Origin of the sequence: Pseudarthrobacter sp. NamE2, assembly GCF_005796205.1 — a bacterium.
Lineage (GTDB): Bacteria > Actinomycetota > Actinomycetes > Actinomycetales > Micrococcaceae > Arthrobacter.
The window spans coordinates 38,569-64,599 of record NZ_VAHN01000016.1; the positions used below are offsets into that span (position 1 = coordinate 38,569).

Annotated in this window: 27 protein-coding genes and 1 pseudogene; 10 read left to right on the forward strand and 18 right to left on the reverse strand. The window is 66.6% G+C overall.

The features are described from left to right. Positions 1–28: 28 nt before the first annotated feature. The 3 genes from FDW83_RS16345 to FDW83_RS16355 form a co-directional block, all read right to left on the reverse strand. On the reverse strand, positions 29–898 hold the full coding sequence (locus FDW83_RS16345) for a glycosyltransferase family 2 protein (protein ID WP_205754689.1): 870 nt from the start codon (positions 896–898) through the stop codon (positions 29–31). Positions 899–1,089: 191 nt separating this feature from the next. Next, a complete protein-coding gene (locus FDW83_RS16350; RefSeq protein ID WP_138139142.1) occupies positions 1,090–1,446 on the reverse strand; it encodes a hypothetical protein in 357 nt (118 codons plus the stop codon). A 49-nt stretch (positions 1,447–1,495) separates the two neighbouring features. Then, entirely contained in the window at positions 1,496–2,395 is a 900-nt protein-coding gene (locus FDW83_RS16355; protein WP_138139143.1) for an SDR family oxidoreductase, read from the reverse strand. Between the two features lie 206 nt (positions 2,396–2,601). Here FDW83_RS16355 and FDW83_RS16360 point away from each other — a divergent pair, with 206 nt between their 5' ends. From FDW83_RS16360 to FDW83_RS16375, 4 genes are read left to right on the forward strand one after another with little or no spacing between them, the layout of a single operon-like run. Next, entirely contained in the window at positions 2,602–3,111 is a 510-nt protein-coding gene (locus tag FDW83_RS16360) for a DUF6328 family protein (protein ID WP_138139144.1), read from the forward strand. Between the two features lie 15 nt (positions 3,112–3,126). After that, on the forward strand, positions 3,127–3,789 hold the full coding sequence (locus FDW83_RS16365; protein WP_138139145.1) for a DUF6766 family protein: 663 nt from the start codon (positions 3,127–3,129) through the stop codon (positions 3,787–3,789). A 23-nt stretch (positions 3,790–3,812) separates the two neighbouring features. Further along, the gene (locus FDW83_RS16370) at positions 3,813–4,160 is read left to right on the forward strand and encodes a LuxR family transcriptional regulator (protein WP_138139146.1); all 348 of its coding nucleotides are present in this window, start codon (positions 3,813–3,815) and stop codon (positions 4,158–4,160) included. 40 nt (positions 4,161–4,200) lie between these two features. Next, a complete protein-coding gene (locus FDW83_RS16375; RefSeq protein ID WP_138139147.1) occupies positions 4,201–4,944 on the forward strand; it encodes an MBL fold metallo-hydrolase in 744 nt (247 codons plus the stop codon). 83 nt (positions 4,945–5,027) lie between these two features. On the opposite strand, the gene FDW83_RS16380 is transcribed toward FDW83_RS16375, so the two are convergent. The 6 genes and pseudogenes from FDW83_RS16380 to FDW83_RS16405 form a co-directional block, all read right to left on the reverse strand. After that, positions 5,028–6,152 (reverse strand): glycerate kinase, encoded by a 1,125-nt coding sequence (locus tag FDW83_RS16380; protein ID WP_138139148.1) that lies wholly within the window; start codon positions 6,150–6,152, stop codon positions 5,028–5,030. Positions 6,153–6,224: 72 nt separating this feature from the next. Further along, positions 6,225–7,034 carry an SDR family oxidoreductase gene (locus tag FDW83_RS16385; protein WP_138139149.1) on the reverse strand — a complete coding sequence of 270 codons (810 nt, stop codon included), beginning with the start codon at positions 7,032–7,034 and terminating at the stop codon, positions 6,225–6,227. 37 nt (positions 7,035–7,071) lie between these two features. Next, positions 7,072–7,497, reverse strand: coding sequence for a hypothetical protein (locus FDW83_RS16390; RefSeq protein WP_138139150.1), 426 nt, complete (start codon positions 7,495–7,497; stop codon positions 7,072–7,074). Between the two features lie 92 nt (positions 7,498–7,589). Further along, positions 7,590–8,036, reverse strand: coding sequence for a hypothetical protein (locus FDW83_RS16395; RefSeq protein WP_205754690.1), 447 nt, complete (start codon positions 8,034–8,036; stop codon positions 7,590–7,592). Positions 8,037–8,170: 134 nt separating this feature from the next. Next, positions 8,171–8,926, reverse strand: a complete 756-nt coding sequence (locus tag FDW83_RS16400; protein WP_138139181.1) for a class I SAM-dependent methyltransferase — start codon at positions 8,924–8,926, stop codon at positions 8,171–8,173. Between the two features lie 182 nt (positions 8,927–9,108). Then, positions 9,109–9,473, reverse strand: a pseudogene (locus FDW83_RS16405) (STAS/SEC14 domain-containing protein). Positions 9,474–9,588: 115 nt separating this feature from the next. Between FDW83_RS16405 and FDW83_RS16410 the strand changes: the two are divergent. From FDW83_RS16410 to FDW83_RS16420, 3 genes are all read left to right on the forward strand, one after another. Beyond that, positions 9,589–11,259 carry an ATP-binding protein gene (locus FDW83_RS16410; protein WP_138139182.1) on the forward strand — a complete coding sequence of 557 codons (1,671 nt, stop codon included), beginning with the start codon at positions 9,589–9,591 and terminating at the stop codon, positions 11,257–11,259. A 33-nt stretch (positions 11,260–11,292) separates the two neighbouring features. Beyond that, positions 11,293–12,828, forward strand: a complete 1,536-nt coding sequence (locus tag FDW83_RS16415; protein WP_138139151.1) for a bifunctional diguanylate cyclase/phosphodiesterase — start codon at positions 11,293–11,295, stop codon at positions 12,826–12,828. Between the two features lie 169 nt (positions 12,829–12,997). Then, complete coding sequence (locus FDW83_RS16420; protein WP_138139152.1) at positions 12,998–14,056, forward strand: EAL domain-containing protein; 1,059 nt, start codon at positions 12,998–13,000, stop codon at positions 14,054–14,056. Positions 14,057–14,142: 86 nt separating this feature from the next. On the opposite strand, the gene FDW83_RS16425 is transcribed toward FDW83_RS16420, so the two are convergent. After that, entirely contained in the window at positions 14,143–14,364 is a 222-nt protein-coding gene (locus tag FDW83_RS16425; RefSeq protein ID WP_138139153.1) for a DUF6480 family protein, read from the reverse strand. Between the two features lie 134 nt (positions 14,365–14,498). Here FDW83_RS16425 and FDW83_RS16430 point away from each other — a divergent pair, with 134 nt between their 5' ends. Then, positions 14,499–14,954, forward strand: a complete 456-nt coding sequence (locus tag FDW83_RS16430; RefSeq protein WP_138139154.1) for a hypothetical protein — start codon at positions 14,499–14,501, stop codon at positions 14,952–14,954. Between the two features lie 11 nt (positions 14,955–14,965). On the opposite strand, the gene FDW83_RS16435 is transcribed toward FDW83_RS16430, so the two are convergent. The 3 genes from FDW83_RS16435 to FDW83_RS16445 form a co-directional block, all read right to left on the reverse strand. Next, positions 14,966–15,778 (reverse strand): glycerophosphodiester phosphodiesterase, encoded by an 813-nt coding sequence (locus FDW83_RS16435; protein WP_240721022.1) that lies wholly within the window; start codon positions 15,776–15,778, stop codon positions 14,966–14,968. A 39-nt stretch (positions 15,779–15,817) separates the two neighbouring features. Continuing rightward, positions 15,818–16,066 carry a hypothetical protein gene (locus FDW83_RS16440; RefSeq protein WP_138139155.1) on the reverse strand — a complete coding sequence of 83 codons (249 nt, stop codon included), beginning with the start codon at positions 16,064–16,066 and terminating at the stop codon, positions 15,818–15,820. Positions 16,067–16,177: 111 nt separating this feature from the next. After that, positions 16,178–16,996: an HAD family hydrolase gene (locus FDW83_RS16445; protein WP_138139156.1), complete on the reverse strand. Its 819-nt coding sequence runs from the start codon at positions 16,994–16,996 to the stop codon at positions 16,178–16,180. A gap of 126 nt (positions 16,997–17,122) precedes the next feature. Between FDW83_RS16445 and FDW83_RS16450 the strand changes: the two genes are divergently transcribed. Continuing rightward, a complete protein-coding gene (locus FDW83_RS16450) occupies positions 17,123–17,554 on the forward strand; it encodes a LexA family transcriptional regulator (protein WP_138139157.1) in 432 nt (143 codons plus the stop codon). 26 nt (positions 17,555–17,580) lie between these two features. Next, positions 17,581–18,879, forward strand: coding sequence for a Y-family DNA polymerase (locus FDW83_RS16455; RefSeq protein ID WP_171027593.1), 1,299 nt, complete (start codon positions 17,581–17,583; stop codon positions 18,877–18,879). A 15-nt stretch (positions 18,880–18,894) separates the two neighbouring features. Here the strand turns inward: FDW83_RS16455 and FDW83_RS16460 are convergent, their stop codons facing one another. The 5 genes from FDW83_RS16460 to FDW83_RS16480 all read right to left on the reverse strand — a co-directional run bounded on the left by FDW83_RS16460 (position 18,895) and on the right by FDW83_RS16480 (position 25,998). Further along, positions 18,895–19,854: a lipid kinase gene (locus tag FDW83_RS16460; RefSeq protein ID WP_138139158.1), complete on the reverse strand. Its 960-nt coding sequence runs from the start codon at positions 19,852–19,854 to the stop codon at positions 18,895–18,897. A 134-nt stretch (positions 19,855–19,988) separates the two neighbouring features. Beyond that, the gene (locus FDW83_RS16465; protein ID WP_240721023.1) at positions 19,989–21,590 is read right to left on the reverse strand and encodes an APC family permease; all 1,602 of its coding nucleotides are present in this window, start codon (positions 21,588–21,590) and stop codon (positions 19,989–19,991) included. A 126-nt stretch (positions 21,591–21,716) separates the two neighbouring features. Continuing rightward, positions 21,717–23,270 (reverse strand): aldehyde dehydrogenase family protein, encoded by a 1,554-nt coding sequence (locus FDW83_RS16470; protein ID WP_205754691.1) that lies wholly within the window; start codon positions 23,268–23,270, stop codon positions 21,717–21,719. Between the two features lie 56 nt (positions 23,271–23,326). Next, a complete protein-coding gene (gene betA / locus FDW83_RS16475) occupies positions 23,327–25,039 on the reverse strand; it encodes a choline dehydrogenase (RefSeq protein WP_138139159.1) in 1,713 nt (570 codons plus the stop codon). A gap of 365 nt (positions 25,040–25,404) precedes the next feature. Beyond that, positions 25,405–25,998, reverse strand: a complete 594-nt coding sequence (locus FDW83_RS16480) for a TetR/AcrR family transcriptional regulator (protein ID WP_138139160.1) — start codon at positions 25,996–25,998, stop codon at positions 25,405–25,407. Positions 25,999–26,031 lie beyond the last annotated feature (33 nt).

Here is a 26,031-nt window from a genome sequence, read left to right on the forward strand (position 1 = left end):
CAGGGCTTACGGACCGGCGTCTAACGGCTCAGACGAGGTCGTGCTTCAGCACCACGTCGTAGGCTTCCACCCGCCGGTCGGTTACGGTGGTGGGTGATTCCAGGTGCACTGCGCCGGACGGCAGGATGCCCGCACCGCCAAACCGTTCCATGACCTGCCACTGGGCCACCACGTCCTCCCCTGCGTGGTCGGAGGGCAGGTCGGGCCAGAAACCGAACCCGCCGGCATCGACCAGGGCCTCCCGCCGGTACATCACGCAGCCACCCAGCCACGCCACCCGGTAGGGCACCCACTGGCCGGGCTGCAGGGAAAGCTCGGCGCTGAGGTGGCTGAGGTTGGCGGCGCTGTGCAGGGGCCACCGCTCGAAGCCGGGTCCCCCGGGCCGGATACGTTCCGCCTCCACACCGCCTTCCCACGCCTCGAAGACTGCCGTCTGGTCCGGCCGCCGGTCGTCCAGGAAGGACAGTCCCTGCGGCGCCATCCCCACAAAGCCGCAGCCCAATTCATCCAAGGCACCGCTAAGCCGTTCCAATGACTCCGGTTCCAGCCAGACGTCGTCATCCAGGAAGAGGCACCGGTCGGCGGTCGACTGCTCCAGCAGGAACTGGCGGTGCTCCGCCAGTCCGCGCCGCGGCAGGTGGCGGAGGAGCGTGACCGGCCGTCCCTGCGCCTGAAGCACGCGGACCATGGCGGCAGCGGCGGGATGCTCCCAGCCCGGGTTTCCGCTGGACTGGTCGCTGATAACGACGGCGAACGCGGGCTCCGTTTGCCCGGCCAGGCCAGCAAGGGTGACGGCGAGTTCGGCCGGCCGGTTGCAGGTCGGCACCAGTACGTCCACCGCTACCTGCTCGGGCACCGCCGCCGGGCGCGCCCACTGTTCTGATGATCTCCTGCTCACAGCCCCTCCTGGTAGCGGCACGCAGTGCCGTCAGCTGGCGAAATGGTTCCGCATGTCCTGTACCCAGCCCGCCGCCATCTATGCCTGGAACCAGACGCACCGGCCGGGACAGGCCGAAGGCTCCCGCCCGGCCGCCCAAGGGGATGCCGGAGGCGGGAGCCTTCTGCGCTCACTTGTGTCCCGGTTAAGACCTATCCGGCGTCGAAGCTCTCGCCGCCGTCGTCGTTCGGGGACTGATCCTGCGGCAGGTCGTTGCCGCTGCCGTCCGGAATGCCTGCGGCCTCCTGGCCGGATTCCGAGGAGACAGGGGCAGATCCCGGGGAATCATCGTTGTTTTCGTTGATCTCCGCTTCGCCGGAAGGCAGGTCCAGATCGTGCGGGACCGGTTCCTCGCCGGTGTTGGACTGCGGCTCGTTGGTGTCCACGCCGCCGTTCGACGCGCTGCCCTGCTGCGCCCCGCCCTGGCTGCCCAGCTCCTGCTCAGCGGTGGGAGTGCCGTAGCCGCCCGGGGCCGACTCGGGCTGGGCCTGCTGGTTTTCCTGCGTCATGCTTTCCTCCTGTTTGCGTTGCGGTGGGGACTGGTCTTTTTTGGGCCGGTCAGAGGCCCTTGCCGCCGGTGACGGGAAGCACTGCCCCGGAGATATAGGAGCCGTCTTCCGATGCCAGCAGGACGTAGGCCGCAGCGAGTTCGGCGGGCTGGCCCGCACGCTCGAGCGGGGTGTCCTGGCCGAACTTGGGCAGCTTCTCCGGCCACTCGGTGGCGGGAATCAGCGGAGTCCAGATGGGCCCCGGCGCCACCGCGTTGACGCGGATCCCCTTGGGGCCTAGCTCCTGGGCCAGCGCCTTGGTGAATGCCACCTGTGCGGCTTTGGTCATGGCGTAGTCGATCAGCCCGGGTGACGGGTTAAAGGCCTGGATGGACGCCGTGGTGATGATCGAGGCGCCCGCCTTCAGGTGCGGCACCGCTGCCCGCGCACTCCAAAGCAAAGAGTACAGGTTGGTCTTGAAGACGCGGTCGAACTCTTCCGTGGGCAGGGTGTCCAGGCTTTCGCGGTTCTTCTGGTACGCCGCGTTCAGCACCACCACGTCAAGGCGGCCGAACTCGGACACTGTCTCCTCGACGATCCGGGTGCTGAATTCCTCCTCGCGGCCGTCACCGGCAAAGAGCAGGGCGCGACGCCCCGCCTTCCGGATCCAGTCCGCGGTGTCCTGCGCGTCATCTTCCTCCTCCGGAAGGTAGGAGATCGCGACGTCGGCCCCCTCGCGGGCAAACGCGATGGCGGCGGCCTTTCCGATTCCCGAGTCTCCGCCCGTGATGAGCGCCGCCTTGCCCTCAAGCTTTCCGTGGCCCTCGTAGCTGAGTTCGCCGTGGTCCGGCTTGGGGTCCATGGGCCCGGTGAGTCCGGGTTGCTTCTGTTCCTGCTCGGGGAAGGGCCCGTCGTGGTAACCGCCCCGTGGGTCTCTTGGCTGGTCTGTCTGCTTGTCTGTGCCGCTCATAGTCCGCCTACTCACTGTGTCGGTTTGCGAAAAGCCGCCGTTCACCGGCTCTTCGACGCTATCCCGGCCGGTGAACCAAGTCCACCGTTCCATGCGAATAATCAGTAAACTTATCAAACGACGGTGCGGGCGCAACGTTGGTCCGGTTTCTGGGTAGTGAAGGAGTAGAAGGAAAACAAGACCCGCCCGCCAGGGAAGGAGAAACAATGTCCGAGGTGGAGGATTACACCGGCCGCACGGGGCGGAACGAGACCCGTGAGGAACAGTTGGACCGCAACTGGGCCGAGCTCCTGCAGGAACTGCGTGTGCTGCAGATGGGGGTCCAGATCCTGGCAGGCTTCCTGCTGACACTTCCCTTCCAGGAGCGTTTCGAAGACCTGGATGACTTCCAGATCACCCTCTACCTGGCCAACGTGGTCATCGCCGCCATCACCACTGCCTTCATCCTCCTCCCGGTCAGCGTCCACCGGCGGCTGTTCAGGAAGCGGCTGAAGGAAACCCTGGTCGCCAGCGGGGACACCATCGCCAAGGTCACCCTCGCGGGCATCGCCCTGCTCAGCGCCGGCACGGCCACCCTGGTTTTCGACGTCACGGCTGGACGGTCCGCAGGTTTCACTGCCGGTGGAGCGCTGCTGGCCTTCATGGTGGTCCTGCTGGTGTACGTGCCGATCCACCTGAACAGGAAAGCGGCAGCCGGCAAGCCGGACCAGCTCTAGGCAAAGGAGTCAGCCATGCGTAAATGGGTCAGGGAACACGGGCTGCTGCTGGCAAACATCGCCCTTTTTTTGGCGTTTTTCGGGGGCATGATCCTTTCCGGAGCAGCCGCCTACAGCGAGGAACGGCAAGCCCACGGGGAGCCCCCGGTCACGGTCCTGGAATTCCTGGCCACCGGCGAGTTCTACGAGGCCACCTTCGAGAACTGGGAGTCCGAGTTCCTGCAGATGGGCATGTATGTGGTGCTGACCATCTTCCTGTTCCAAAAAGGCTCCTCGGAATCGAAGCCAATGGGCAAGGAATCACCGCAGGATGAGGACCCGCGGCAGGCCGACACGCAGGATGGCACGCCGTGGCCCGTGAAGCGCGGCGGACTGGCACTGAAGTTTTACGAAAACTCCCTCTCCATCCTTTTTTTCGGGCTCTTCCTCGCGTCGCTCACTGCCCATGCCATGGGCGGCGCGGCGGCCTACAACGAGGAGCAGCAAAGCCATGGCCAGTCCACCGTGACGGTCCTGCAGTACATGGGCACCAGCCGCTTCTGGTTTGAGTCCTTCCAGAACTGGCAAAGCGAGTTCCTGGCGGTCGCCGTCCTGGTGGGCGCGTCCGTCTACCTCCGCCAAAAGGGCTCCCCCGAATCCAAACCTGTTGCCGAACCACACTACGAGACCGGCTCCTAGCCGGACCATCACGAGAGGAACCTATGAGAAACCTTGCGAAGACCATCCTTTTGGCACTGCTGCTCGTCACGGCACCTGCCCTGACCGCCGGCGCCGCTTCGGCAGCCCCGCCCGCCGCAGTCCCGGCAGACACCGTCCAGGCTGACAGGGGATCCTCGGGAGGGGTGTGGGTGCTCACCGGCAACACCCCCACGCCGTCTCCCGGGGACACCGCTTCCACCGGACCCGCCAACCCGGGAACGGGTGAATCCGCAGAGAACGAGTCCACGCGCCTCGACTGGACCCCCTGGGTCATCGGCGCTGTCGCCATCGTCGTGCTGGTCCTCATCCTGGTCTGGCGCCGCCGCCGCAACACCACCATCGTCGGATGACAGGCCGGAGCCACAGGGCAGAACGTTCAGAACCCCGATCATGATCACGGCCAACGTCGCGGACGGCGTCCACCTGATCACGCACGCCCACGTCAACTGCTACGTGGTGGAGGACGACGACGGACTGACGCTGGTGGACGCCGGCCTGCCCAGCATGTGGTCCATGCTGCTGCAGCTCCTCGCGGAACGGGGCCGGCGCCCGGACGAGATCAAGGCGCTGGTGCTCACACACGGCCACTTCGACCACGTGGGTTTCGCGCTGCGAGCCCGCCAGGAGTGGAACGTTCCGGTGATGGTGCATCCCGGCGACTCCCGGCTGGCGGCGCATCCCTACCGGTACAAGCCGCAACGCAACCGGTTCGTCTACCCCTTCACCCATCCGCGTTCCCTGCCGCTGCTCGGACAGATGGCGGCGGCCGGGGCGCTGGCCGTGAAGGGCGTGTCCGCCACCCAGCCGCTGCGTACCGGTGCGGCACTCCCGGTTCCCGGGCGCCCCACGGTAGTGCACACTCCGGGCCATACGGACGGACACTGCATCCTCCACCTGCCCGGCCGGAACACCGTCCTCAGCGGCGACGCCCTGGTGACCCTGGACCCCTATACGGGCAGGAAGGGTCCGCAGATCGTGGCGTCGGCGGCCACCAATGACACCGCCCAGGCGCTGGCATCCCTTGAGGCTGTTGCCGCTACCGGCGCGGCCACGGTGCTGTCCGGACACGGGGAGCCGTGGACCCAGGGTGCCGAAGCCGCGGTGGACCACGCCTTGCGGGTTGGTGCCCACTAGGACGCAACTAAAGTAGCGCGAACTGTCGATTTGAGGCTTCAAAACGGCAGTTCGCGCTACTTAATTGGGAGGGGCGGCAGGAGCTAGGCCCCTTCTAGGACCTGCGTGGTTGCCCACGCCAGGTACTTGCCGGCGTTTGCGACGGCGTCTGCCGGGCTTGAAGCAACGTCCAAGAGTTGCGCAGCGGCCACGACGCCGTGCCGGGCCAGGTCCTCGAGGGTCACCAGGATCCGGCCGGCCACCACGATGACCGGGATGCCCTTTTCGCGGGCGGCGTCGGCGAGGGCGATGGGCGCCTTGCCGGTCAGGGACTGCGAATCCATGGACCCTTCACCGGTGATCACCAGGTCCGCCCCGGCCAGCTGGTCGGCCAGCCCGGTCAGTCCGGCCACCAGCGCGAAGCCGCCTTCCAGCCGGGCCCCGGTGAAGGCAAGGAACGACGCCGGGAAGCCGCCGGCGGCGCCCGCGCCGGGGACGTTCACGTCCCGGCCCGTGGCCTCCCGCAGCACCGACGCCCAGTTGCGGAGCCCGGCGTCTAGCAGTTCCACCGCATCCGGGTCGGCGCCCTTCTGTGGTGAAAAAACATGGGCCGCGCCGGACGGGCCGTAGAGGGGGTTTCGGACGTCGACGGCGATGCGGAACGTCGTGGCGGCGAGCCGCGGGTCCAGGGCACTGGTGTCCAGGGAGACAATCTCGGCGAGGGAGCCGCCGCCAAGCGGCACCACGTTGCCGGCAGCGTCCAGCGGCTTCAGGCCAAGCGCACGCAGGGCGCCACTGCCGCCGTCGGTCATAGCCGAGCCGCCCAGCCCCAGGACAATCTCCGTGGCTCCGGCATCCAGTGCGGCCGCGATCAGCTGGCCGCAGCCGTAGCTATGCGCGCGGAGGGCGTTTTCAGGGGTGGGCTCCATGCTCGCGAGGCCGGAGGCCTGGGCAGTCTCAATGACCGCGGTGACCGTCTCGCCGTCAGACTTCCTGATGGCCCAGGCGGCACCGAGCGGGGCCAGGATGGGCCCGGTGACGGCGTTCAGCCGTTCCTCGTAGCCGGCGGCGACGGCAGCCTCCAGTGTGCCCTCGCCGCCGTCGGCAATGGGGAACTGTGTTGCCACGGCGTCGGGGTACACGCGAAGGGCGCCTTCGGCGATGGCTGCGGCGGCTTCGGCGGCCGTCAGCGAGCCCTTGAACTTATCCGGAGCAATGAGGATGCGCATGCGCTCCATCATGCCAGCACCAGCGCGGAAAGCGCTTGCCCGATGTAATGGGGCGACGAACGCGTGAAACTCCTACCCTTCGCGCCACTCGTGGCTGGTAATGTGCGAGCCCGCCTGCGGCCCCATCTGGAGCATACCGCCGTCGACGGGCCAGGACGCTCCGTTGACATAGCTGGAGGCGGGCGAGGCGAGGAAGGCGATGACGTTAGCAATTTCCCACGCGTTCCCGGGCCTGCCAAGCGGTACGCCCGGCCGGTCCTTGGTGGTGGGATCTTCGTCCTCCTGGCCGGTCATGGGGGTGGCTATCTCGCCGGGCGCCACGGTGTTGGCCGTGATTCCGTGCTCCGCCAACTCCAGGGCGAGCGTCTTCATAAGGCCGCCGAGCCCGTGCTTGGACGCGTCGTAAGCGGAAGAACCCACCCGCGGCTGGAATTCATGGACGCTGGTGACGGCAATCAGCCGCCCTCCCCTGCCCGCCCGGACCATGCGCCGGGCCGCCGCCTGCAGGCAGACGAACGCACCGTTGAGGTTGGTGTCCAGGGTCTGCATCCAGCGGTCGATGTCCATGTCCAGGAACTTGGTGCTCTCCCCGGTCCCCGCATTGTTGACGAAGACGTCCAGGCCGCCCAGTTCGTCCGCGAGTTCGTCAATGACGGCACCGGCCGCACGGAGTTCGGTGGTGTCAAGTTGCCGCACCACCGCCTTGCGTCCCAGCGCGCGGATTTCCTCGGCGGTACCTTCGGCGCCGGCCTTGTCCGAGTGCCAGGTCACGCCCACGTCCATTCCGGCGCGGGCCAGGGCCACCGCCGTCGCCTTGCCGATGCCCGAATCGGACGCGGTGACAATGGCGGTGGCGGGCGCAAAAGTGCTGGTGTCTTGCATCGTGGCTGCCTTTCGGGAGGTTTCGGGTGGGACGGTATCAGGCCGGCCGGCGGAGCTCGGACTCTTCCGGAACGTCGCCGCCGCGGGTATCCGGCTCGTCCGTGTCAACGGGCACGGACATCAGCGGGACTGCAAAGGTCACCACGGGACGGGCCTCGGCGTCGTCCGCGGACCTGACGGTCAGGCTCCTGGTGCCGGGCGGCACGGAGGGGGTGAAAACCTGCAGGTTCCGGGACCCGAGGACGGCAGAGTCCTGCAGCGCGTACCCGGTGCCGAAATGGTCCTGGAGGATGATGTTCGGCTGAGGTCCGCCCCCGGTTGCCATCTGGATGTTGACCACCAGCCCGGTGGCCCAAATTTCCACCGAAAGAACGGTGAATTCGGTGGATTCCGTGACGTGGCTGCCGTACGTGGGCGGCAGGAGCATTCCCCGGAGGGAGCCTGACGGTATGAGTTCTCGCATTGTTGTTCCTGACGGTCTTGCGTCCGCGGTCGCCAAAGTGGCGCCGGATAGGTGCTCCGGTGCTGACGAAACGATGTGGGCGCTGGTGCGGCTTAGGCGTCTTCCCGATTGGGGTTTTCCAGCCTGAAGAAGTTGGATTGCTGCCCGTCGCTGCGCTGTTCCTGGTAAATGAAATTCAGGCGCCGGGAGTCGAAGGTTTCGAACCATTCCTCCCAGCTGATGTGGCGGAGCTTGTCGTTTCCGCCACCGAAGTCGATCCGCAGCACTCCGAGGTGGTCACTGTGTTCGGTGCCCTCCACGGTGGCCGGCACGCCGTCGCGCTCCTCGGCCCACTGCCTGATGACTTCGTGGTGCGTGGTGGCCAGGCTGCGGCCTTCACGTTCCGGCTCGTCTTCCGGAGACGTCACTTCCTGGGAGTACTTGAGCGATTTGGACGACTCCGGCCCGCGCCGGATCTTTCCGTCATCCGGGCCTGCGCCCAAATCCTCTTCGTCCTTGTCCGCAGCGTCGCGGTTCTTGTTGCCCTTGTCTTCCGCCATGGTTGGCCTTCCTTTCCCCAGGGGCTGGAACTAGTAAGTCTACTTACTATGGAGCCTCCCCATGCGCTCCCCTGTCAAGGGCTGCCGGGCACATTCGGCGGGTTCCCGCGCAGGCGGCAGCGCAGGATTTCCGGCTAGGACCGCGGCCTCAGCACTGCGTAATATCCGGGTACGCACCCCTGCCCCTCCACCGCGGTTGCGGGGTTGGTTTCGATCTGGATCGCGCCGTCCTCCAGCAGATCCCATTCCGCCGGGGACAGCAGTTGCGCCCTTTCCTGGGGGCCGAAGCGACCCGGCATCGGCAGCCCCCGGATGGCGCGTTCCAGGGGCGCCGGAATGCTGCGGGGGGTGGCGCCCAGGTGGGACACGTACTCAACCGGGTTGCCCGGGAAATTGGTTTCGGCAAGGAACACGGTGCCACGGTCCCCTGCCAGGAGCCGCAGGTTCTGCACCAGGGCCGACTGCCCCGCCTGGTCCAGGACGTGGAGGACCCCGCGGATGAAGACGTTCGCGCCGCCGTCGAACCCCGCCCCGGCGCCAGGCGAGGTCATGTCCCGGACCTCGAACCGGACGTTCCCCAGGCCCTGGGATTCCGCGGCCGCCCGCCTGACGGCGTGCGCCGAGATATCCACGCCGACGGCTTCAGGGAAAATTCCGGCGAGCGCGCGGGTGAAGCTGCCATGCCCGCATCCGATGTCCAGCACGGGAAGGGCGGGGTCCAGATGGCGGAGCAGGACATCCTGGTAGCCAAGGAATTCAGTGTCCGTCCCGGCATCCCACAGAACCTCGCCGCCCGCGCCCGTTGCCTTGATGCCGGCCCAGTACCGGTCCCAGGCCAGGGGACGGTCCTTCGGGGCGGAACGCGACAACCGGACAAGCTTGGGGATCATCAGGTACTTGCGCAGGGCTGACGCTACGGATTTGGCTGGCGGCTTCGCAGGTGAGGGCACCGGACAAATATATGTCCCGCCTGTCCGGTCCCCGGAGTTTTTGGCCACATATGCCGACTTAAATGCCGTTTAGCCCCTCATATCTGCCCAAAAACTCTTCCGTCCGAGGGGAAGGTTCCAGGTCAGGCGGCGGGGCCGCTGTCCAGCACCAGCCAGGCCATGGCCACCTCCCTTGAGGTGAAGAAGCGCGTGGGGCAGGGCAGCCTGCTGACTCCGAGCACGAAATTGGCCATCACCTTGTCCACGGGTGAGGAGCCGAGCAGCGCGATCCGCGTTGCCTGGCAGCGGCGGCCAAAGAGGGCCCGGGCACCGCGGCTGACTTTTTCGGTGGTCGCCATGTCCACGAGCATGGGGCGCCGGGTATCCCGCACAGCTCGTTCACCCTGCGCATGGCGCTTTCGGCATCGGCCTCGCTGATGGAGGATCCCCGCGGCCACCGGAGCTGGAGGATTCCGCCCCCGTCCAGGCTCAGGTCCCCCCTTGGCAGATTCGGTCGGCTGGTCCGTCACTTTGCCCTCCGCAGCCTTTTCCAGAAGCCGTCCGTCCTGCATCCCCCTACAATGTACTCAACTGGGAGGGAAGTGGTCTTTGTGGCGGCTGATATGCGGTGTGACTCGCGCGTGGCCCGCACCGCCGTGGTGGCAGATCCCGACGCCGGACGGCTGGGCTTGAATGCCGCCGCCCTGGAGGGTGCCGGGTACCTCGTCCGGACCGCTTCGGACGCATCCCGCCTAAGTGCCCTGCTCGATGAGGGCGAGCCTGCCGTGATCATCGCCGACGCCTCGCTTTTGCCCGCGATCGACTCCGAGGTGCCCGTCCTGCTGATGGTGGACCTGGACAACCCGGCCGAAACCTCGGCCCGGCCTTCCGGCATCCACGACTGCATCACCAAGCCGCCCGCGCCCCGCGAACTGGTCCACCGCGCCACCGCGCTCATCGACCTGGTGGCCCGGCGGAGCGCGTCCCGGCAGGAAGCCGAGGCGCTGCGCGAGCAGCTCCGCCTGGTGTCCGCCGCTGTCCGCGCCACCAACGATCCCCAGGAGATTGCCAACCACGTGGTGGCCGGCTTCGGCAGCACATTCAAGGCGGACCACGTCCGGCTCACCACCTTTGAAGATGATCGGGTTCCACACATTACGGCCGCGTGGGACGCGCCCCGCGTCAAGCCACTGCCCGACGGTGTCCTGCCCGGCGGGGACGAAGCCCGCCGGACCGCGGACGTGCTGTGGGCCGGCGCCGAGACGCTGGCCTCGGAAGGCACCGAACCGGACGAGGGCGAACCCGGCCGCCGCCGCGAAGGCGGAGATGCGGCGGCAGGCGGGGTGCCGGCGTCGGGATTCTCCCACGCCGTCTCCACGCTGGCGGTGCCGATGGGCGAGGGAAACTCCTCGCTGGGCATCATCTGGATCGCGATGCAGGACCGGCCGCGCCAATGGTCCCGGGCCGAGCTGGGCCTGATCCAGCACGTGGCGGGCAACGCCGCCCACGGCCTGATCCAGAGCCACCTGATCAGCAGCCAGCAGCAGGTAGTTAAGCAGCTCCAGCAGCTGGACAAGGCCAAGACTGACTTCCTGGCCACGGTGAACCATGAACTGCGCACGCCGCTGACCTCGATCATGGCTTATCTGGACATGATCCAGGAGAGCACGGAGCAGCCGATCGCCCCCGAGATCCACAAGATGCTGGACATCGTGGTGCGGAATACCGAGCGGCTCCGCTCCCTCATCGAGGACATGCTGAGCGTTTCGCGCAACGGCCTGGACGACGGCCTTATGCACCTCACGCCGGTCCGGCTTGGCCAGACCCTGGAATTGGTGGCCGCGGCGCTGCGTCCGCTGGCCAGGCTGCAGAACGTTACCATCGCCGTCGAACAGGTCCCCGAGGATCCGGAAATCCTGGCTGACGAAGTGCAGCTGCAGCAGGTGTTCACCAACCTGGTGTCCAACGCCATCAAGTTCACGCCCAGCGGCGGCCGGATCGAGGTGGGCAGCGAGTCCCACGCTGACGACGACGGCTCCCGCTGGGCAACCGTGCGCGTGGCGGACACGGGGATCGGTATTTCCAGCGACGAGATCGACCACGTGTTCACGCGTTTTTACCGCGCGTCCAACGCGATGTCCGGGGCCATCCCCGGGACGGGGCTGGGGCTTGCCATCACCCAGGACATCGTGGCCCGGCACGGGGGGAAAATAGACGTAGCGTCCACACTGGGCGCGGGAACCACTGTTACGGTCAGCCTCCCCTTGGACGCCGACCGTTCCCAGGCCAACTGAACCGGCCCCCGGTTGAGGGAAGGAGGAACCCCGATGTTCGCGGACAATGATCCCCGGCTCTCCCAGCTGCTGGAAGGCATTGTCCGGCTGGCGTCCGGAGACCTCAGCTCCCGGATCGAGGTGTCCCCCGCACGGGACGAGCTGGACGCCATCATCATGGGCACCAACCTGCTGGCCGAGGACCTGCAGATCATCTACGAGGAGCTGGAGCAGCGCGTGCAGGTGCGCACCCAGCTGCTCCACGAGGCGCACCTTGAGATGCAGAAGATGGCCATGCAGGACCCGCTCACGGGTTTGGCCAACCGCTCCGCCCTCATTGAGTCGCTGAGGGCCGCGCTCGACGCCGAACACCCGCCGGGCGAAGTCCCTGTCATCCTGTTGATGGACCTGGATGCTTTCAAGTCCATCAACGACAGCATGGGCCACACCGCCGGCGACCAAGTGCTGATCACCGTTGGCGAACGGATCCGGGGTGCGGTGCGTGCCAGTGATGTGGTTGCCCGGCTGGGCGGCGACGAATTCGCCATCGTGCTGCCTTCGGCCACCCCGGACCAGGCCGCCATCGTAGGGCACCGCATCCTGGCGGCGCTCGATTCGCCCATAGAACTGCCCGGGCGCAGCGTGCGCTGCGGAGCGAGCATCGGGCTGAGCGCGGGCAGTGCCGGCCAGGCGCCCGAGGACATGCTGATGGAAGCCGACGTCGCCATGTACGCTTCCAAGGCCGAAGGACAGAACCGGCTGCACCGGTTTGAACCGGCTCTCCTGCTGATGCGCAGGCTCCGCCGCCAGCTGGTGGACGACCTCCGCACCGCCATCAAGAATGACGGCCTCACGCTCCACTACCAGCCCGTGGTGGAACTCGCCACCGGAAGGGTGGAGGGCGTGGAGGCGCTGGTCCGCTGGAACCACCCCACCCGGGGATTCGTTATGCCGGACGAATTCATTCCGCTGGCCGAAGAGGCAGGGCTGATCTCCGAGCTGGGCCTTTGGGTGCTCCGGACGGCAGTGCACCAGCTCCGGTCCTGGATCGACGCGTCCCTGGTGGACACGATGTTCTCCGTCCGCATCAACATCTCCGCCACGGATTTGCAAAGCCTGCAGTTCATCGAGGACGTCCGGACAGTGTTGAAGGAAACCGGTGTGCGGCCGGAACAGGTGGTACTGGAACTGACGGAAGTTGCCATCGTCAAGGGCAATGAATTGGACCGCTATTCACTCGGCGGCCTTCGCGGTTTGGGCGTGGGAATCGAAATTGATGATTTTGGTACCGGCTACTCCTCCATCAGCTACCTGCGACGGCTGCCGGTGGACCGGGTCAAGGTTGACCGCTCGCTGATTTCCGGGCTGGGGTCCGATCCAAGCCAGCCGGAATTGGTGGCCGCGGTGCTGCAACTGGTGCGGGCCTGCGGGCTGGAGGCCGTGTGGGAAGGTGTGGAGACGGCGGAACAGGCGGAAATCCTCCGCGGCCTCGGCTGCCTGAGCGCGCAGGGCTACTACTTCGGCAGGCCTGTTCCGCCCGAGCAGATTCCGGTACTGCTGGCTGACCGGCCGGAAAGCGCGAACCCGTAAAGGTTAAAGTACTGCGCTTTTGGTGCCGCCGATATACGATCATCGTGCGGTGTCTGATTTTCCTGGCCGCAAAAGCTGGGGTGAACAGAATCACCGGAGTTAAAGGCGTTTAGAAATTGAACATTATTGGGCCACAAGGTCATTACTTCGTCAACTGGGGGCGTAGCTAATGTCGGTTCGTGTACAGGCATGGGGAATCATTGCCGCGGTGCTGGCGGATACCGATCCGTCCGGCGCGGCCGTCCGCCAGCGCCTTAGCAACAATCTCGACCAAAATCCGGGGGTTCCGGAACGGGCACTGCTGGAATACCTGCTGGAGACGCGGCGCAGCGACGCGAATACCGTGGAAACGCTGGAAAGCGCCCGGGAGATGCGTCTGACTCCCCCTGCCATGCCGCCGCAGGTTGCCGAGCAGATTGATGCCATCCGGAGTGTGTCGCGCATCAGTACACTGCTTGAGAACCAGATGTTGATGACGGCGTTCCAGCCCATCTACGGGCTCGCCGAAAAGAGCGTGATCGGCGTGGAGGCACTGTCCCGGTTCGTCAGCGACGACGGCGCCGCGGCGGAGTTGTGGTTCGCCGAGGCGAGGGCCGTGGGCCTTGGCGCCAATCTGGAGTTTTCCGCCCTCGGCTCCGCGGCCATCGCGGCCAGGGACCTTCAGCCCAACCTCTTTGTCTCCCTCAATATCTCGCCCTCGTCCTGCCTGGATCCGCGGCTTCCGGAACTGTTCGAATACATCGACCTTCCCATCAACCGGGTGGTCCTTGAACTGACGGAAAGCATCGCCGATGAGCAGTATGCGCAGTTCATCGCGGCCGTCAATCCGCTGCGTGACAAAGGCCTGCGGATCGCCGTCGACGACACCCACTCCGGTGCCGGCGCACTAAGCCGAATGGTCCACCTGCGGCCGGACTTCCTCAAGGTGGGCCGGGACGTCATCGCCGACGTGGACAACGACGGCATCCAGCGCGCCCTGGCCGCCTGTCTGGTGGATCTCACCGAGCAGATCGGCACCACCCTGGTGGCGGAGGGCATCGAAACGGTCGGCGAACTGAAGGTCCTCACCGAGCTGGGAATCGACGCCGGCCAGGGCTACCTGCTGGGACGCCCCTCGGTCCGGCCGCAGGACTGGGCCTCCTGGAACACACGCCTGGACGCGGACGGCCTCGACCGGCAGCTGGCCGAGCAGGCCGGCAGCAAGCCGCGGGCGAACGAAGCACACTAAGGAATGAACAACAGAGGTCCGGCGGACGCCTTGTCCGTCGGACCTCTGTTTTGTTGCACGGTCTGAGGCACCGCAATGTACGGGTGCTATTCGTCGTGCCCCTGGTCACCGCTCATCTGGTCCTCGGCCGGAGGCGTCTCGCCGGGTGGCACTCCCCCGCCGGGTTCCAGGCCCGTGACATCGCCTTCCGCCGGATCCGGGTTGGCCGATCCCGCTGATTCCTTGCTTCCTGCCCCGCGTGCGCCGTCAAGACCCTTGCCCGGCTGGTCCGGGTTGGCGGGGTCGTTTTCCGGATGATAGCTGCTCATCGTACGTATCCTTCCTTCCGGCCGCGGTTCTTTGCCCCAGCTCTGGACTAATTGTAAGCATGCTGATAATTCTGGAGGAGTAGGGCGGGCAGCCGCTGGGGTGCCCGGCACATACAACGTCAGGAGGAACAGTCATGGGAATCGGCGACAGCATCGGCAAGGCAGCGGAGAACGCCATGGAGGACCTCGCGGGAACGTCAAAGCCCACGGAGAAGCTGAACGTTCCCGAGCCCACGGATCCCAATGACGACGTGGAGGTCCACTCCTCCATCAGCGAAGGGTCCAACGCCATGGAGGCGGAGAAGGAAAAGGCACCCGGCCTGAAGACCGGGCCGGCCCCGGGACCGGTCTCGGAGAACCCGTTCGGCGGCGACGTGGATGAGACTGACAATGACAGGGCCGAAGCAGGCCGGGGAACGGGCGACGCCGGCCTGGCGGGGAGCGCGACGGCACCGGGTGGCGGAGAGGAGTCCACGAAGGGCCGCGTCTCGGGGGTTTCCGGAGGTTTGCCGGACAGCAACCCGGATGAACTGCGGGCCGATCCCACCGAGGGCGACCAGGACCCGTCCACGAGCACCGGCCGCGGCTAGGCACTTTACACTCAGGCGGGTGGCCCGGCGGGCCACCCGCCGCGTTGTGCCAGGATGTCCCGGAGCAGGTCGGCGCGGTCCGTAACCAGGCCGTCCACGCCGAGGTCGAGGAGGCGTTGCATCTCGGCGGGCTCGTTGATGGTCCACACGTGCACCATCAGGCCGAGCCGGTGCGCGCGCCGGAGGAAGCCGGGCGTAACAACCTCGATCCCGGCGCGGCGGGCCGGAACCTGCAGCGCCTGGACGCCCCGCAGGACCCGCCGCATCAGCCGCCGGAACAGGGGCCCGGGCAGCACCGGGCCCAGCAGCGTGAATGCGGTGATCGAGGCAACCCCGGCCGAGGCGGCGACCGGACGGCTGAGCAGCTTCAGCACCGCCCGCCGTCGGAGGTCCGAAAAGCTGGTGACCAGCACCCGGTCATGCGCCTGGTGGCGTTCAATCGCCGCCGCCGTGCTGCGGACCGAATCCCAGTCCTTGACGTCCAGGTTGAGCCGGGCGGCGGGCAGTGCGGCGACCAGCTCGTCAAAGGTGGGAATCGGTTCGCGGCCGCCGATCCGGACCCCGGCGATGTCCGCCGCCGTCAATTCCGAAACCTTGCCCCTGCCGTCTGTCACGCGGTCCAGGGTGCTGTCGTGGAAAAGGAGCAGCACGCCGTCGGACGTCGTGTGGACGTCCGTTTCCAGGTACCGGTACCCCATGCCGGCAGCAGCGCGGAACGCGGCCATCGAGTTCTCCAGCCCGTAGCGGGAAAAGCCGCGGTGCGCCATGGCGATTGGCAGCTGGTTGCCCGCGGCGTCCGGGTTGTCGAAGTACGGCAGGGTCACACCTGCGAGCGTACCGGAGACCGTCCAGCCGGGCGGGCGTCAGTCCTCGCAGGGCAGGATCTCCACGCCGTCGCCGCAGTGCAGCAGGGTGCGGCCGCCGCCGCCGTCGAGATTGATCCACACCACGGTGTTGTCTGGGGTGATGGCATCCACCACCCCTCCGGTTTCGAAGCCGGGTGCCGGCAGGACACGGACGCGGTCACCCTGCCGGAGCTTCTTCCAGTGCGGAGCGGGCGTTGCCCTGCGCAGCGGCGCATCGGCGATATCGCGTTTGACGTTACGTGCCATCTTTACCCCTTAAGCCAGCAGGAGAGGAGTCTGCTCTCCAACCTTCACGCTAAGGAGCGAAGGTGAACGCGAGGTGAGCGCCAGCTGTGAAAACGGCGGCGGGCGCGGGAATCAGGGGCGCGGCGCATCCAGGGACGCCAGCCGCGCCTCCAGGACCTGGGCCACGCCGTCGTCGTCGAAATGGGGCGCCTGCTGCCCTGCCGCAAGGATGGCTTCCGGGTGGCCGCTGGCCATGGCGTAGCCGTTGCCGGCCCAGCGGAGCATTTCGATGTCGTTGGGCATGTCGCCGAAGGCCACCACATCTGCGGCATCGATGCCGAGTCCTGCCGCATACTCGGCAAGGGTGACCGCCTTGTTGACGCCCGGCAGGGACAGCTCCAGCATGGCGACGCCCGGCGAGGAGTGCGTGGCCGCCGCCAGGTGCCCGACGGCGGGACGTACCTCCGCGAGGAAGTCATCCGGAGTGCCCTCCCGGACAATGGCGAGGAACTTCACCACGCTGTCATCACCGGCGAGTGTCTCCCGCAGCGGGGCGGGGGTGAACTCGGACAGCAGTTCACTGGATTCGTTCTCAATGAAGCCTGGCTCGAGATGGAAGCCCGTGAGCGTTTCGGCGGCGAAAAGGGCGGCCGGGCGGAGCTTCTTGATGATGCGGCGGATCTCGAGCACGGCGTCGAGGCGAAGCGTCCGCGCGGACACCAGCCGGTCGGTTTCAAGGTCCCAGACTACGGCGCCATTGGAGCAAATGACGGTGCCAGTGTGGCCCAGCTGGTCCTGGAGCGGGTGCAGCCAGCGGGGCGGGCGGCCCGTGACAAAGACGAGTTCGACGCCGGCGTCCCGGCAGGCGTGAAAGGCGCGAACGGTGCGGTCGCTGATTTTTCCGTTGTGGCCGAGGATCGTTCCGTCAATATCGCTTGCTACCAACCGCATCCTGCAAGTTTACGTGGCTTGCGGTGGGACGGCCTGCCGGCACCCGACTGCCGCTGGGAGGTCCGATTGTCGGCTCGCGGCAGTACACTGTTCTAATCGAACATATATTCGAAAAAAAGGTGTGTTGTGGGCGTTGTTATCGGTCCCCGCGTGATAGATGCGGGCGCCTCGCTGTTATCGGTGCTGATCGCCCCTGTGGCGGTGGCCGCGGGTTTCCCGTCGCCGGCGCAGGACTATTTCGACGGCCGGATCGACCTGAACGCGCACCTGATCAAGGACATCACCAGCACGTTCGTGGTGCGGGTGACCGGGGACTCGATGGAGGGCGCCGGGATCAGCGACGGGGACGAGCTCATCGTCAACCGGGCGCTGGAGCCCAAGGACGGCTCCGTGGTGATCGCCGTGCTGGACGGGGAACTGACCATCAAGCGGCTTCGCATCACTCCTTCCGGCGTGGTGCTGCAGGCGGAGAACCCGAAGTACCCGGACATCCGGGTCCCTGCCCTGTCCGAGCTGACCGTGTGGGGCGTGGCAACCCGGTGCCTGCACCACGTCTGACACACTGCGGAAGGAGGCAGCGGGCTATGCCTAAGCCTGCCGTGATGCGGCAGATGCCGCAGATCGCGCACGTGGATGTGAACTGCTTCTACGCTTCGGCCGAACGGGCCTTCGACCCTTCCCTGGAGGGCCGGCCGCTGATCGTGCTTTCCAACAACGACGGCTGTGCCGTGACCCGCTCCCCGGAAGCCAAGGCACTGGGAATCAAGACCGGCGACCCGTGGTTCAAGCTCGCGCCCCGGGCCAAGGAGTGGGGGCTGGTGGCCAAGTCCAGCAACTATGAGCTGTACGGGGACATCAGCGCCCGGGTGATGGAACTGCTCGGCAGGCACTCGGCCTGGCTGGAGGTCTACAGCATCGACGAGGCGTTCCTGGGCGTGAAGGGGGATGCGGAACAGCTGCTGGACCTCGGCCGAAGGATCAAGGAAACGGTGCGGCGGCACGTGGGTGTCCCGGTGTGTGTGGGCATTGCACCCACCAAGACCCTGGCCAAGCTCTGCAACAAGTGGGCCAAGAACAACCCTGCATTCGGCGGGGTGTGCCACTGGGACAGTGTTTCCGCTGCGGTGCGGGAGTCGTTGCTGGCCCGGTTGTCCGTAGAGGAGATCTGGGGCATCGCGGGCCGGCTCACCAGGCGCCTGAACGTCCTGGGCATCTTCACGGTGCTGGACCTGGTCAACGCGGACCCTGTGGTCATCCGCGACAAGTTCTCCGTGGTGATGATGCGAACGGTCCTGGAACTGCGGGGCACGCCCTGCATTCCCATGGAAGAAGAGCGCATCGGCCGGGACCAGCTGATCTTTTCCCGTTCCTTCTCCACGCCTGTCGCCACCGTTGAAGGCCTGCGGCAGGTCCTGAGCATTTATGGGCAGCAGGCGAGCGCAAGGCTGTCCAAACACGGGCTGCAGGCAAAGGTGCTGACCGCCTTCGCCGCCACGTCCCCGTTCAGGCACCACGAGCAGGCCTACCCCTCGGTGTGCGTCTCCCTTCCCATGCCCACCGCGGACCCGCTCCTGCTCACCAAGGCTGCCCATGCGCTGCTGCCCCAGGTGCGCGACGGCCTCCAGTACGCCAAAGCGGGGCTGATGCTCACGGACCTGCGTCCCACCGCGAACCAGCCGCCGCTGGAACCGTTCGAAAACCGGCACGAGGAACGCGGCATCGGACCGTTGCTTGAGGATGTGAGCCGGCGCTTTGGCCGGGGCTCCATCGGGCTTGGCCACGCCGGAATCAGGACCGGACTGGACTGGACCATGAAGCGCGGCATGCAGTCCCCCCGGTACACCACGCACTGGGACGAACTCCCGCTGGTGAAGGCGGCCTGAGGAAGCACCCCGCTCTCAGGCCAGCGGCCCGCCCGGTGCGCGGACGCCGTCGAACATTGCACTGGTGCTGGCCTGCGGGACCACCACGTGCACGGCGTTCCGCTCGATGGTGAAGTCGGTGGGCGTCACCACGGCGATTTCGCCGTCGAGGTTCACGGACATTGGCGGCTCGGTGACCAGCCGGACGTGCCGGCTGGTCACGTGGTATACCCGTTCGTGCCGGACGAAGCTCCCGTCCCGCAGCAGCCGGGCAATTTTTACATGTTCGCGCAGCGGCGCCGCCAGGATGGCGTAAATATCGAGCGTGTGGTCATCGATCCCCGCCGTCGGGGACACCGTGTTGCCGCCGCCGTAGTGCCTGCCGTTGCCCACTGCCACCTGGAGGAGGTTCTCAAGCTGCATCGGCTCGTGGTCCCCGCCCGGGAATTCCAGGAGGGCGGCGAAGGGTTCATGTCGGGCGTACGAACGCAGGGTGGCAATGCCGTACGCCAGCGGCCCAAGGCGCCGCTTCAGGCCGGGGCTGAGCGCCTCCGTGACCCGTACCGACAGGCCCACGGACGCCACGTTGAGGAACGGCCGGCCGTTGGCGCGGCCGAGGTCGATGTCCACTACCTTCCCGTGAGCCACGGCAGCACAAGCCTGCGCCAGGTTGCCGGGGATCTCGAGCGTCCGGGCAAGGTCGTTGGCCGTGCCGAGCGGAAGGATGCCGAGCACGACGTCGGTGCCGGCAACCAGGCCGGCGGCGTAGCTGACCGTCCCGTCGCCGCCGCCGACCACCAGCAGGTCATGCCCGTCGGCAACCACCCGGTCCAGCGTACCGGGCAGCTCGGCGCCCGACCGGATGTGATGCACGGCGGTGACCGGAACGCCGGCCTCGCGCATCCTCTGTACCGCCTGGTGTGATGCGGTAGCGCCCCGGCGTGATCCGGTGTTGATGACCACGGCGGCAGACCGCGCCTCTCCGGCAACCTTCATGAGGGCCATACTAGGGCGGCGGCCTGTGATTTCCACGGCCGGGTCTACAACGCGGTTTAACAGGGAAGCCCCTCCGCTGAACCGCGAAGGGGCTGCCCGCCATATCCGCGGGTAGGTGCCAGGCGTGGAAGGGGCTATCGCCGGGACAGCGGGGCGGGCACCAGTTCCGGAGCAGCTGGCGGCTCTGACCCCTGTGGATCCCGGGCGGGCCGCACCGCTGAGTGTTCGGCGAGGACTCCGGTCTGGTGCCTGATCTTCGTCCGGTACAGCAGGGCGCCGCCTGCGGTCACGGCGGCAACGAACAGCACGCCGCCCCACTGCAGGTACCACTCAAACGGCGGCACCGAGTTGTAGATTTCCGGCCGCGGCCAGATCAGGTTCAGGGTCATGGCACCGCCCCACAGGACAGCGAGGATATTCACGGGCAGGCCCCACTTGCCGAGGCTGAACCCGGCCTTGCCGTGGGTTTCGTCGGACAACGGCCATTTCTTCAGGAAGCGCCGCCGCAGCAGGGGCACGGTGACCAGCAGGTAGGACAGGTAGATCAGCACGATGCTGATGCTGGACAGGATGGTGAAGATCGCAGGCTGGGAGACATTGACGACCAGCGGAATGATGGCGATGACTCCGATGACGATGGCCGCCACGGTGGGTGTCTTACGCTCGGGATGGACTTTGCTGAGCTGCCGGCTGAACGGCAGGTTGTTGTCCCGGGCCATGGCGAACATCATGCGGATGGCGGCGGCATGGACTGCGAGGGTGCAGACGAACACGGCAACGACGATGCACGCCAGGAACGCCTTGCCGAAGGGGCCTCCCAGCACGGAGAGCACGATGTACTGCAGCCCGCCGTCGGCACTGCCCAGCTTGGGATCGTTCAGGTCGGGCGCGGCCAGGAGTCCGCCAAGGAGGATCAGGCCGCCAAGGATGAAGGACGCCGTGATGGCCCGCAGGATCGCCTTAGGAGCGGTCTTCTTCGGGTCCTTCGTCTCCTCACCCAGGGAACTGGCCGTGTCGAAGCCGTACATCACGTACCCGGATGCCATCGCGCCGATCAGGAAGACCCCGAAGAAGCCAAGGTCGTGCCCTTCGCCGTAGCCCGCGGTGCTGAACAGGACTTCAGGCCCCCGCACCACATGCCATCCCAGTGCCAGGATGAGGAGTACGGCGGCAGCGAGCTCAACGAAGACGCCGACGCTGTTGATTTTGGTCATCAGCTTCACGCCGAAAGCATTGATGAGGGTGGAGATGGTGATCATGATGCTCGCCAGCAGGACGCCGTTGAGGGCGAAGTCGTAGGTGCCGGTGCCGTCCCCGATGATCTGGAAACCGGACCAGATCTGGGGCAGGGTGAGCTGCAGCGCCAGGGCGACGGCTCCGAGCGCCACCATGGAGGAGATCAGCAGCAGCCAGCCGGCCAGCCATGCGAACGTCCCTGACGAAAGTTGCTTGGCCCAGTTGTAGACGGACCCGGCTACGGGATAGCGGCCGGCGAGCTCGGCAAAACAGAGCGCCACCATCAGCTGGCCGACGAAAACGATGGGCCAGGACCACGCGTAGGCGGGGCCGGCCATGGAGAAACCAAAGTAGAACAGTTGAAAAACGCCTGTGAGGATGGAGATGTAGCTGACTCCGGCCGCGAAGCTGGCGAATTTGCCGATGCTGCGGTCCAATGTCTGGGCATAGCCGAATTCGTCCATGCCGCTTGAATCAGTACTCTTGCTGGGTTCCAACATCTGAACTCCTAAGTCAGAAAAAGCACAGTGGTTGTTGACCTGTGGCCGCCATTGGACGCAGGTGATGCAACCGGCCGGGCGCCGCCGTGCGCAGCGCCCCGCCGTTCCCCCGTTGCTGTTTGGTGCCTACTCGGCAGCGGCAACCCCCGGTTCCTGCGGAGGGGAACCGAACCAGCCACTGGGTGCGGGCTGGACGTTCTGCCAGATGTGTTTTGCCTCGCGGTACTCGTCCAGTCCCGCGCGGCCAAGCTCGCGGCCAATGCCCGACTTCCCGAAGCCGCCCCATTCCGCCTGCGGGACGTAGGGGTGGTAGTCGTTGATCCAGACCGTTCCGTGGCGGAGCGCGGACGCCATGCGCTGCGCCTTGGATGCATCCGAGGTCCAGACGGCGCCGGCCAGGCCGTATTCGGTGTCGTTTGCGATGGCCACCGCCTCAGCCTCGGTCCGGAATGTTTCGACGGTCAGCACCGGCCCGAAGGACTCCTCCTGCAGCACGCTCATGCCCGTACGGCAGTTGCCCAGGACGGTGGGCGGGTAGAAGAAGCCGTCAGCGAGCGGGCCGTCGTCGGGGATGTACCCGCCGCACAGCAGTTCGGCACCTTCGGCGATTCCGGCCTGCACATATGCGTGGACCTGGTCGCGGTGCTTCGCGGAGATGAGCGGGCCGGTCTCGGCAGTGGCGTCGAACGGGCCGCCCATGCGGATCTTCTTTGCCCGTTCCACCACTTCGGCCACGAAGCGTGCGGCGATGGATTCCTCGACGACGAGCCGCGCCCCTGCCGAGCAGACCTGCCCGGAGTGCAGGAAAACGGCGGTCAGGGCGTTGTCTACGGCGGCGTCCCAGTCCGCGTCAGCGAAGACGACGTTGGGGTTCTTTCCGCCGAGCTCCAGGGCGACGCGCTTGATGGTTTCGGCGGCGGCAGCCATGATCGTTTGGCCCGTCGCCAGGCTCCCGGTCAGGGAAACGAGGTCGACGCGGGGGTCAGAACTGAGCGGTCCACCCACCTTCGATCCCTTGCCCGTCACGAGGTTCGCGACGCCGGCGGGAACCCCGGCCTCCGCAAGGGTTTCCATCAGCAGGATGGACGTGGAGGGCGTCAGTTCGCTCGGCTTGAGCACGAAGGAGTTTCCGGTGACGAGCGCGGGCGCCACCTTCCACGCCGCCTGCAGGAGCGGATAGTTCCACGGTGCGATGAGGGCGCACACGCCGAGCGGCTCGTAGATGACGCGGCTAATGGCGTCGGGCCGTCCCGTGTCGATCACCCTGCCGGCGTCGAGGCCGGCGATCTTTCCGTAGTAGCGGAAGCAGGCGGCGATGTCGTCAATGTCGTACTCGGCCTCCACCAGGCGCTTGCCCGTATCGAGGGCCTCGGCGCGGGCGTAGTCAGCCTTGTCCCGCTCCAGCAGGTCGGCGACCCGGAGCAGGACCGCGCCGCGCTCAATATCGCTGAGCCGCCTCCACGGACCGTGGTCGAACGAGTGGCGCGCACCCGCAATCGCCCTCTTGGCGTCATCCACCGTGGAGGACGCCACGACGGCGACCTCCAGCCCGTCCGCAGGGCAGCGCACGACTGTTGTGGCGCCGTCGGACGCTTCCTGCCAGGCGCCGTCAATGTACAGGCCCTTGATCACGTCCTGGTCCCCGCCCGTGGGGCGCACGCGCTGAACGGTGGCCGTCATCGTTCCTCCTGCAGGGTGTTCTTCGCGGTCCGGGGAGTCCTTAATATCCAACATCGCTAGGCCTTTGCTGCCGCTGCTGCCGTGAGCGGGGCGCCGTTACGTTCCAGGGGGCTGAGGCCGTGCCGGTAGAACTCAGCGTACTGCGGCGCCAGGGGCTTCTTGCCGGCGATCAGGTCGGCGGCCTTTTCCGCCAGCATCATCACGGGGGCGTAAATGTTGCCGTTGGTGACGTAGGGCATGGCGGAGGCATCCACCACGCGCAGGCCGCTGGTGCCGTGCACGGTCATGTCCAGCGGGTTCACGACTGCCATGGGATCCGAGTCCGGGCCCATCTTCGCGGTGCAGGAGGGATGCAGCGCCGTTTCGGCGTCGCGGGCCACCCAGTCCAGGATCTCCGCATCCGTCTGCACGGCCTTGCCAGGAGAGAGCTCGCCGCCGTTGAAGGGCAGCATGGCGGACTGGCCGAGGATGTCGCGGGCAACGTGAATGGCCTCCACCCATTCGCGCCGGTCCTGGTCCGTGGAGAGGTAGTTGAAGACCATGGACGGATGCACCGTGGGATCGGTGGACTTGATCTTCAGCGTGCCCCGGGCGTCCGAGTACATGGGGCCGATGTGCACCTGGTAGCCGTGCTTCGCATCCGCCTTCTGGCCGTCATAGCGGACGGCCACCGGGAGGAAGTGGAACATCAGGTTGGGGTACGCCACGTCCTCGTTGGACCGGACGAAACCGCCGCCTTCGAAGTGGTTGGTGGACGCCGGACCCTTCCGGCCGAACAGCCACTGCATGCCGATCCACGGCATGCGCCAGACGTCCAGGGCCGGCTGCATGGACACCGGCTGGGTGCAGGCGTGCTGGATGTAGACCTCCAGGTGGTCCTGCAGGTTCTGGCCGACGCCGGGCAGGTTGACCACGGAGTTGATGCCCAACGAGTTCAGGTGCTGCGCATCGCCGATGCCGCTGAGCTGCAGCAGCTGCGGGGTGTTGATGGCGCCGCCGGCCAGGATCACCTCGCCCGCGTTCACCTGGTGGGTCTTGCCGTTGCGACGGTAGGTGACGCCGGTTGCCACGTTCCCCTTGAAGTTGACCTTGGTGACCAGCGCGCGGGTGAGGACGGTCAGGTTGCCCCGGCCGAAGTTTGGCCGCAGGTAGGCGCGGGACGCGGAGAGCCGCTGGCCCTTGTGGACGTTGCGGTCAAAGGCGGCGAAGCCTTCCTGGCGGTAACCGTTGACGTCGTCCGTCAGCGGGTAGCCGGCTTCCTGCGCGGCGGCGAAGAACGCCTGGAACAGCGGGTTGGTGGCGGGGCCGCGTTCCAGGACCAGCGGACCGTCGTGGCCGCGGAGTTCGTCTTCGGGGTCTGCGGCGAGCGCGTTTTCCATCCGGTTGAAGTAGGGCAGGCAGTGCGCGAAGTCCCAGGTTTCCATGCCGGCGTCGGCACCCCAGCGCTCGTAGTCGAGCGGGTTTCCGCGCTGGAAGATCATGCCGTTGATGGAGCTCGAGCCGCCAAGGACCTTGCCGCGTGCGTGTGCCACCCGGCGGCCGCCCATGTAGGGCTCGGGATCCGACTGGTACCGCCAGTCGTAAAGCGGATTGCCGCTGGGGAAGGTCAGCGCGGCGGGCATCTGGATAAAGAGGTCCCACGGATAGTCGCTGCGTCCGGCCTCAAGGACCAGGACGCTGCTGTTGCCTCCGTCGCTCAGCCGGTCGGCCAGCACGGAACCCGCGCTGCCGCCGCCGACGATGACGTAGTCGTAAGTGGTTGTGGTCATGCTGCAAACTCTCCTTCTACCTGGTGCCGGTCATTGGCCCAGGGCGGGTCGTCGTTCTTCCGAAAGCGAAAGGTTGACCGTGTTAGCCGGAGAATCCGCGGTATTCCCTGGTGTGGCGTAGGTCATAACCAAGGAGATTAGTGCAGCTTGAACAAGTGTTCAATAGGAAAACTGGACAAATGTTCAAAATTTACGGGCGTGAAACATCAAAGGCGCGGTGGCCTGCGGAAACGGGCGGCCGGGCGTCAAAAATGTCGTGCTTCCGGCCGAATATGACAGCGCGTCATTGCCGGCGCACGCCGATGGGCGGCGCGGCCGGATGCGGCCACGCGGGAAGAGTCGCGGGAAAGGTGATGGAACCGCCGCTAGGCGGCGAAGGCGATTTCTTCGGTCCGGGCAATGCTCCGCCGGATGGATTCCTTGTCCACACCAAGGAGCGCGGTCAGCCACATGCCGTTCTGCACAACCACGATGTCGGCCGCCCGCTCCTTGCACTGCTTGCTGGACAGCTCCGGTTTGGCATTGCCGATCAGGGCCGCAAGCCCGTCCAGGTAGCGGTCAAACGCCGCCGCGTTGATCAGGGCGAAGTCCTCGTGCGCCCGCGCGAGCGCCCACAGGTGCAGGCGCAGGGACAGGTACCGCGTGGTCAGAAGTTCCGGTCCGGCAACCCGCCGGAGGGCATTCTGGAGCTGCTCGTCAGGAGGCAGTGCGGGATCCGGTGCCACCAGCGCGAGGTCGTGTTCGTCGACGCTGTGCAGGGCGGCGCGGATCAGGCTCGATTTGTCCTCGTAGTAGTAATTCACCAGGCCGAGGGCGACGCCGGCCTCGCGCGCCACCGCACGCATGTTCACTCCCGAAATCCCGTGGCGGGACAGCAGGTCCAGCGCGGCTTCAAGAATGCGCTGCTGCCGGTCAACCTGCTCGCCCTGTTCACGGGAGTTCACGGTGCTTGTGTCCACCCGGCCAGAATATGGGGAAACCAGCTACGCTGC